Annotated in this window: 1 pseudogene; it reads right to left on the reverse strand. The window is 38.9% G+C overall.

Annotation, left to right across the window (positions count from 1 at the left end):
* Positions 1–118 precede the first annotated feature (118 nt).
* A pseudogene (locus tag QOS10_RS10315) lies at positions 119–216 on the reverse strand (IS3 family transposase); the annotation flags it as partial.

Below are 216 nucleotides of genomic sequence, written 5' to 3' on the forward strand. Positions count from 1 at the left end.
TCCAGTCCAAAAGTTGATATCATTAGTCATGAGGAATATATCCTTTCTAAGACAACTGAGTGGTTATGGGGATAACTGGTACTGTGCCCTGTCAAGTTGACACTTTAAATAATGAAAATTAGCTGGCCTTGCCAAAGCGATATTCTGCTGCGGTAAGGTCGTTTCTTTTCGCTGAGATAAATTCTTCAGTGAAGTATGTAATGCCTGTTTCAACTT

This window comes from Limosilactobacillus galli (assembly GCF_947381495.1).
Taxonomy (GTDB): domain Bacteria; phylum Bacillota; class Bacilli; order Lactobacillales; family Lactobacillaceae; genus Limosilactobacillus; species Limosilactobacillus galli.